The 7699-nt window shown below is 57.5% G+C and carries 7 protein-coding genes; 2 read left to right on the top strand and 5 right to left on the bottom strand.

Annotated features, from left to right (window positions below):
* The first annotated feature begins 168 nt into the window (after positions 1-168).
* Positions 169-870: a FadR/GntR family transcriptional regulator gene (locus tag HF675_RS23685; RefSeq protein ID WP_105233124.1), complete on the top strand. Its 702-nt coding sequence runs from the start codon at positions 169-171 to the stop codon at positions 868-870.
* 35 nt (positions 871-905) lie between these two features.
* Positions 906-2312: a multidrug transporter subunit MdtD gene (gene mdtD / locus HF675_RS23680; protein ID WP_187043868.1), complete on the top strand. Its 1407-nt coding sequence runs from the start codon at positions 906-908 to the stop codon at positions 2310-2312.
* On the opposite strand, the gene rbsR is transcribed toward mdtD, so the two are convergent.
* The 5 genes from rbsR to rbsA all read right to left on the bottom strand — a co-directional run bounded on the left by rbsR (position 2305) and on the right by rbsA (position 7694).
* Positions 2305-3309, bottom strand: a complete 1005-nt coding sequence (gene rbsR / locus HF675_RS23675; protein WP_187043867.1) for a ribose operon transcriptional repressor RbsR — start codon at positions 3307-3309, stop codon at positions 2305-2307. The two genes, mdtD and rbsR, sit on opposite strands and share 8 nt — an antisense overlap.
* A 4-nt stretch (positions 3310-3313) precedes the next feature.
* A complete protein-coding gene (gene rbsK, locus HF675_RS23670; protein WP_187043866.1) occupies positions 3314-4240 on the bottom strand; it encodes a ribokinase in 927 nt (308 codons plus the stop codon).
* 62 nt (positions 4241-4302) lie between these two features.
* Complete coding sequence (gene rbsB, locus HF675_RS23665; RefSeq protein ID WP_105233128.1) at positions 4303-5190, bottom strand: ribose ABC transporter substrate-binding protein RbsB; 888 nt, start codon at positions 5188-5190, stop codon at positions 4303-4305.
* A 23-nt stretch (positions 5191-5213) separates the two neighbouring features.
* Positions 5214-6182, bottom strand: a complete 969-nt coding sequence (rbsC, locus tag HF675_RS23660) for a ribose ABC transporter permease (protein ID WP_187043865.1) — start codon at positions 6180-6182, stop codon at positions 5214-5216.
* A 6-nt stretch (positions 6183-6188) separates the two neighbouring features.
* Entirely contained in the window at positions 6189-7694 is a 1506-nt protein-coding gene (rbsA, locus tag HF675_RS23655; RefSeq protein ID WP_105233130.1) for a ribose ABC transporter ATP-binding protein RbsA, read from the bottom strand.
* Positions 7695-7699 lie beyond the last annotated feature (5 nt).

Genomic DNA, 7699 nt, shown 5'->3' with positions numbered 1-7699 from the left:
TCAGAACGCCGCAACCCCTAATTTCAAAAAACTTTTCAACTGCGTTATTTTTCAGCAAAAGGGGCTAAAAAGCGCATTTTTACATCACTTTTTCCGACAAACAGCCATAAAACCCCGCGCTCAGTAGAGTAAAATAAGAGTAACGACGTAAGCCAAGGACCCGCAGCCATGCAATTAAATGCTCAACAACAGGCCGCACAACGCAATCTTTCTTATTTACTGGCAGAAAAACTCGGCCAACAGATTCTGGCCGGCGAATTTAAAGCGGGCAGCATTCTGCCCGGTGAAATGGAGCTGGGAGAAACATTTGGCGTCAGCCGCACCGCCGTACGGGAAGCGGTAAAAATATTGGCGGCCAAAGGCATGCTGCTGCCGCGACCGCGTATCGGGACGCGGGTGATGCCGCAAAATCATTGGAACTTCCTCGACCAGGAGCTGCTGACCTGGTGGATGACGCGGGAAAACTTCGATCAGGTCATGCAGCACTTCCTTATTCTGCGTACGTCGCTGGAGCCGCAGGCCTGTTCACTGGCCGCCATACAGGCTGACGGTGAACAAAGAGCGCAGTTGACGGCGCTGATGGCGGAAATGCGCGCCCTGCACGATGATTTTGACCGCGAACGCTGGATACAGGTGGACACGCAATACCACCAGCTAATTTACGCTTCCAGCGGCAACCCTTTCCTGATCTCGTTCTCTAATCTGTTCAGTTCCGTATACCAGAGCTATTTCAGGGCGATAACCAATAATGAGGTGATCAAGCTGCAGCAGCACCAGGATATTGTCGACGCCATCCTGGCCAAAGACGCCCAGGCCGCCTTTAAGGCATGCCAGACTCTGTTAGGCGAAAAAAATCCTTCTTCTATATAGAAGAAGGGATTTACCCAGGATTAAGCAGGAAAATAATGACGAAAAACGCACGCAGTATGGCAGGGTTGCCTTGGATCGCCGCTATGGCGTTCTTTATGCAGGCGCTGGACGCCACCATTCTCAACACCGCCTTACCGGCGATCGCCCATAGTCTGGAACGTTCGCCGCTGGCCATGCAGTCGGCGGTCATCAGCTATACCCTGACCGTCGCCATGCTTATTCCGGTGAGCGGCTGGCTGGCCGACCGCTTCGGCACGCGGCGGGTGTTTATCTTCGCCGTTTCGCTGTTTACGCTGGGATCATTATTGTGTGCGCTCTCTCCCAGCCTTAGTTTCCTGGTCATGTCCCGCGTTATTCAGGGCGTCGGCGGAGCGATGATGATGCCGGTGGCGCGGTTGGCGCTACTGCGCGCCTATCCGCGCAGCCAACTATTGCCGGTACTCAATTTTGTCACCATGCCCGGTCTGGTGGGGCCGATCCTCGGCCCGATGCTCGGCGGCTGGCTGGTGACCTACGCCACCTGGCACTGGATTTTCCTGATTAATATCCCTATCGGCCTGCTCGGCATTTTTTATGCGCGCAAATATATGCCGGATTTCACCACGCCAAAACGGCCGTTTGATTTCCTCGGCTTTATGCTGTTCGGTTTAAGTCTGGTGATGATATCCACCGGCCTGGAGCTGTTCGGCGAACGCGTGCTGGCCAGTTATATCTCGCTGGGCGTATTTTTAGGCGGGTTTGTGATGCTGGCAGGCTATATCGCCCATGCCCGTCGTCGTACGCAGCCGTTGATTGGCCTGGATTTATTCAAGACACGCACATTCTCTGTCGGCATTGCCGGCAACGTAGCCTCACGCCTTGGCACCGGCTGTATTCCCTTTTTGATGCCGCTGATGCTGCAGGTTGGCTTCGGTTACTCGGCGATTATTGCCGGCTGTATGATGGCGCCGACCGCCATCGGCTCGCTGCTGGCTAAATCGACCGTGTCTCAGGTGCTGCGCTGGTTCGGTTACCGCAGTACGCTGATTGGCGTTACGGTGATTATCGGCGTGTTGATTGCGCAGTTTGCGCTGCAAAGCCCGGGGATGCCGCTGTGGCTGCTGATTATTCCGCTATTTTTACTGGGGATGGCGATGTCGACCCAGTTTACGGCGATGAATACCATCAGCCTGGGCGATCTGAGCGACGCCAACGCCAGCTCAGGCAACAGCGTGCTGGCGGTAACCCAGCAGCTTTCCATCAGTTTCGGCGTGGCAGTCAGCGCGGCGGTGTTGCGCTTTTATGATTCACTGTCGCTGGGCACCATTATCGACCACTTCCACTATACCTTTATTACCATGGGTATCGTCAGCGCCGTCTCCGCGCTGGTCTTTATGCTGCTGCGCAAAAAAGACGGTCGCAATTTGATCACCGGCAAGGAGAAACGCGCCAAAGTCAGTTGAGTTGGCCGACCGAGGCGCGCTCCACCAGCTCCGGGGTCAACACCATCACCTGTGCCGCACGCTGTGGGTTCTGCAGGCGATTGATCAACGCATCGATCGCCAGCTCTCCCAGAGAGTCTTTCGGCTGATGAATGGTGCTTAACGGCGGCGCCAGATATTTCGCCAGTTCTATATCGTCATACCCCATCACCGCCATATCCTGCGGCACGCGCAGCCCGGCCTGGAACAGCGCCTGATACACGCCGACCGCCACCGCGTCATTACCGGCAAACACCGCATGCGGCGGTGCCGGCAAGGCAAGCAGTTGCTGCATGGCGCGAACGCCACCTTCAAACTCAAAGTCACAATGCACTTCATAGCCCGCTGGGATCGGCAATCCTGCCTGCCGCATCGCGCGGCGGTAACCTTCCAGACGGTTGCACGCGGTGGTTTTATCCTGCGGCCCGGCAATACAGGCAATCTGCCGGTAGCCGCGGGCGATCAGATGTTGCGTAGCCATTTCACCACCGAGCAGCGAGTTGTCCTGAATAATGTCATTCGCCCCTTCAAAAGGCGCCCAGTCCATCATCACAATGGGCAGTGACGGATAACGGCTCAGGTTCGCCGGCGACGGCCGATGGTTTTCGGTGCACATGACCAACAGGCCGTCGACGCGTTTTTGCAACAGCGTTTCCATGCTGCGGTTCATCCGCGCCGCATCTTCCTCGGTGTTACACAGAATCAGGCTATAGCCACGTTCGTAACAGCTGCGTTCCACGCCGCGCACCACTTCGGCGTAAAACGGGTTATTGCTGGCGGTCACCAGCATACCGATGGTATGCGTCTGTTTGAGCTTCAGGCTGCGCGCCAGCGCCGAAGGCGCATAGTTCAGCTGCTCAACCGCCGCCATCACTTTGTCTCGCACCGCATCGCTGACAAAACGGTTGTTATTAATGACGTGCGACACGGTTGAGGTTGATACGCCCGCCAAACGGGCGACATCTTTCATGGTGGCCAAAAACTTACTCCTGCCGTTGCAAAAAGGCGTCTATCTCTTCACGCCAGGGCACGGAAGGCTGCGCACCCGGACGCGTGACGGCGATCGCCGCGGCGGCATGGCCGAAACGTACGGCCTCCAGCATCGTTTTACCTTCCAGCAGCGCCGTCAGCAGCGCGCCGTTAAAGGTATCGCCGGCGGCGATGGTGTCAACCGCCTCAACCTTAAAGGCCGGTACCAATTTGCCCTCACCGCGTTCGCTCAACCACACGCCGCGGCTGCCGAGTGTAATCAGCACCGTATCAATGCCTTTTTGATGCAGCGCCTGTGCCGCACGCGCGGCATCCTGTTCATTGCCCACCGCAATACCGGTCAGACGCTCGGCTTCGGTTTCATTGGGCGTGATCATATCCAGCATCGCCAGCAGCTCGTCCGGCAGTTCACGCGCCGGCGCCGGATTGAGGATCACCCGCGTCTGATGCTGTTTGGCCAGGTGCGCAGCGGCGATCACCGTATCGAGCGGTGATTCAAGCTGCATCAGCACGGCATCGGCATCGATCACCCGCTGCTGATAGCTCGCCAGATAGTCCGGCGTCAATGCCGCATTGGCTCCGGCATCAATGCCGATCACGTTTTCACCTTCGCCATTGACGAAGATAAGCGCCACGCCGGTGGTGCAGTTTTCAACGGCTTCGATGGATTGCGTATCAACGCGATCGGTCGCCAGTTGCCGGCGAACCCGTTCGCCAACGTCGTCGGCGCCCACGCAGGCAATAAAGGCAATATCGGCGCCGCTGCGGCCAGCGGCCACCGCCTGGTTAGCCCCTTTGCCGCCGAACGCCACCTTATACTGTTTCCCGATCACCGTTTCGCCCGGGCGGGGAAATTGCTCAATATTAAGGATATGGTCGGCATTGATGCTGCCCAGCACCACCAGTTTTCCTGTTTCCATCGCATGGATTCCTTTAACTGCACGCCATCGGCACGTCTGTTCCGATGGCGCGGGTATGACTCTTATTGGGTGACCAGTTTCAAATCAACCGGAATGGTTGCCGCCACTTTTTCGCCTTTCAGCACTTTATCCGCGGTTTCTACGCCGATAACGCCGATTTGATCGGGACGCTGCGCCACCGTTGCCGCCAGCTTACCGCTCTCAACTGCTTTAACGCCGTCGGCGGTGCCGTCAAAGCCGACGACGATTACGTCGCTTTTCCCGGCGGTTTGCAGCGCGCGCAGTGCGCCCAGCGCCATTTCATCGTTCTGAGCGAACACCGCCTGCACGTCCGGGTGCGCCGTCAGCAGGTTCTGCATCACGTTCAGCCCCTTGGTGCGGTCGAAATCCGCTGGTTGGCTGCCCAGCAGCTTAAACTTGTGCTGCGCCTGCGACTGTTTGAAGCCTTCACCACGCTCACGGGCGGCAGAAGTGCCGGCAATGCCCTCCAACTGGATCACTTTGGCGTCCGCACCGACTTTGTCGGCAATAAAGTCGCCGGCCATTTTACCGCCGACGCGGTTATCGGACGCGATATGGCTGACCACCTCGCCTTTGGACGCCACGCGATCCAGCGTAATGACCGGAATTTTCGCCTGGTTGGCCATTTTAATCGCATTACCGACCGCATCGGAATCTGTCGGGTTGATCAACAGCATTTTTGGATTCTGCACCATCAGATCCTGCACATTGGCCAACTCTTTCGCCGGGTTATTCTGCGAATCCAGCACCACCAGCTTATAACCCAGCTTGTTGGCTTCCTGCTGCGCGCCATCCTTCATCGACACGAAGAACGGGTTATTCAGCGTGGAGACCACCAGCGCGATGGTGTCTTTCGCCAACGCATTGGCGCTCAGGGTAGCGCTGAGCGCCACCGCGGAAACCAGCATCGTTACTTTTTTCATTTTCATGGTCATTATTCCTGTAGGGGAGGTTACTTGTTGCTTTTATTGTCTACCAGTACCGCCAGCAGTATCACCACCGCCTTGACGATCATTTGGTAGTAGGAAGAAACACCCAGCAGATTCAGTCCGTTATTCAGGAAGCCGAGGATCAGCGCGCCGATCAGGGTGCCGACGATACGCCCCTTGCCGCCGGCCAGGCTGGTGCCGCCCAGTACTACGGCGGCGATGGCGTCCAGTTCATAACCGGTGCCGGCGGTAGGCTGCGCCGAAGACAGGCGTGCAACTTCAATCACCCCGGCCAGCGCCGCCAGCAGGCCACACAGTGAATACACGATGATTTTGACCCGACCTACGCTGATACCGGACAGGCGCGTCGCCGCTTCATTGCCTCCCAGCGCGTAGATGTAGCGGCCCAGACGGGTATGTTGCAGTATGTACCAGACGGCAATAAACACCATCGCCATAATCCAGATCGGCGTAGGCACGCCCAGCGGACGGCCGATGCCGAACCAGCCAAACGCGTCGGCCACATCGGTAAAGCCGGTATTCACCGGGCTGCCGTTGGTGTAAACCATGGTGACGCCGCGCAGCAGCAGCATCATCACCAAAGTGGCGATAAACGCCTGCACCTTACCTTTGGCGACGATAACGCCGGTACAGGCGCCGACCGCGGCCCCCAGCGCCAGCGCCGCAGCAACCGCCACCAGCGCGTTGACTTCCAGGCCGACGATCGAGGCCGCCACCGCGCCGGTTAGCGCCAGCAGCGATCCCACCGACAGATCGATGCCGGAGGTCAGGATCACCAGCGTCATCCCTACCGCCATGATGGCGTTGACCGAGGTCTGCTGCAGAATGTTAAACAGGTTATTGAGCGTGAAAAAGTTCGGGCTCATGGACGACACCACGGCGATCAGCACCAGCAGCGCAATCAGCGACTTCTGTTCCAACAGCCATTCTTTACTGAACCAGCGCTTGGTTGCGATAGTCTGAGAACTCATAGTTAATTACTCCTGCTTTGCGCCGTATTGCTTGCCGACGGCCGCGGCCATCAACGCTTCCTGAGTGGCCTGCTCAATCGGGAACTCACCGCTGATGTGGCCTTCATGCATCACCAGTACGCGATCGCTCATCCCTAACACTTCCGGCATCTCCGAAGACACCAGAATGATGCTGAGCCCTTCTTGCTTGAACTGGTTGATAAGCTGGTAAATCTCTTTTTTCGCCCCGACGTCGACGCCGCGCGTCGGTTCATCAAGGATCAGTACCTTAGGCCGCGTCATCAGCCCGCGGGCAATCGCCACCTTCTGCTGATTGCCGCCGGAAAGCAGGCCAATCGGCTGCTCCATTGACGGGGTTTTGATGTTAAACAGGCGAATAAAATCCCCTACCGCCTGCCGTTCCTCAGCCTGTTTCAGGCTGCCACCGGTGCGGCTGAAATAGCGCAGCGCGGTCAATGACATGTTTTCTTTGACCGACATGCCGAGCACCAGGCCGTCGCGCTTGCGGTCTTCGGAAATATAAACGATGCCGTTTGCCAGCCCGTCCTGCGGCGAACGGCACAACACTTCGCGGCCGTCCAGCCGCACGCTGCCGCTCTTGCGCGTCGCCGCGCCGTAGAGGATTTTCATTAATTCGGTACGGCCGGCGCCCATCAGCCCGGCAACGCCAAGAATTTCGCCGCGATACAGGGTGAAACTGACATCATGCACGCCGGGGCCAGACAACTGGCTGACTTCCAGCCGTTTGTTGCCGCGCGGCAGGTTCAGCCTCGGGTATTGGTCTTCCAGTTTACGGCCAACCATCATTTCAATCAGCCGCTCTTCCTGCAGCTCATTCACCGGCCGCTCGGCGATAAACTGGCCGTCGCGGAAGATGGTAACGTCATCACAGACCTCGAAAATCTCTTTCATCCGGTGCGAGATATACACAATGCCGCAGCCTGCCGCTTTCAGTTCATTGATCACCTTAAATAAGGAGGCGGTCTCGGTATCGGTCAGCGCGTCGGTAGGCTCATCCATAATGATCACCTGCGACTCAAAGCTCAGCACCTTGGCGATTTCCACCATCTGCTGATCGCCAATCGACAGTTCCCCCACCAGACGGTGGCTGCTGTAACGCAGATTAAGACGCTGAAGCAACTTGTCAGCCTCGGCGTACATGCGTTTCCAGTCGATACGGCCAAAGCGGTTAACGAATTCGCGGCCGAGAAAGATGTTCTCCGCAATGGTCAACTGCGGGATCAGGTTCAGCTCCTGATGAATAATGCCGATGCCCGCATCCTGTGACGCTTTCGGCCCGTGAAACGCCACCTCTTTACCGAGGAAACGCACGCTGCCGGCATCTTTGCTGTAGATGCCGGTCAACACTTTCATCATGGTGGATTTGCCGGCGCCGTTTTCGCCCACCAGCGCCATCACCCTGCCGGGGTACACGCTGAGCGCCGCCCCGGACAGCGCCTTCACGCCGGGAAACGCCTTATCTATCCCGGTCAGTTGCAATAAAGGTTGCATAAATA

This window comes from Serratia sp. JUb9, assembly GCF_014298095.1.
Lineage (GTDB): Bacteria > Pseudomonadota > Gammaproteobacteria > Enterobacterales > Enterobacteriaceae > Serratia_B > Serratia_B rhizosphaerae.
The sequence above is the reverse complement of the archived record's forward strand: the minus strand, read 5'-3'. Positions and strand labels throughout refer to the sequence as shown.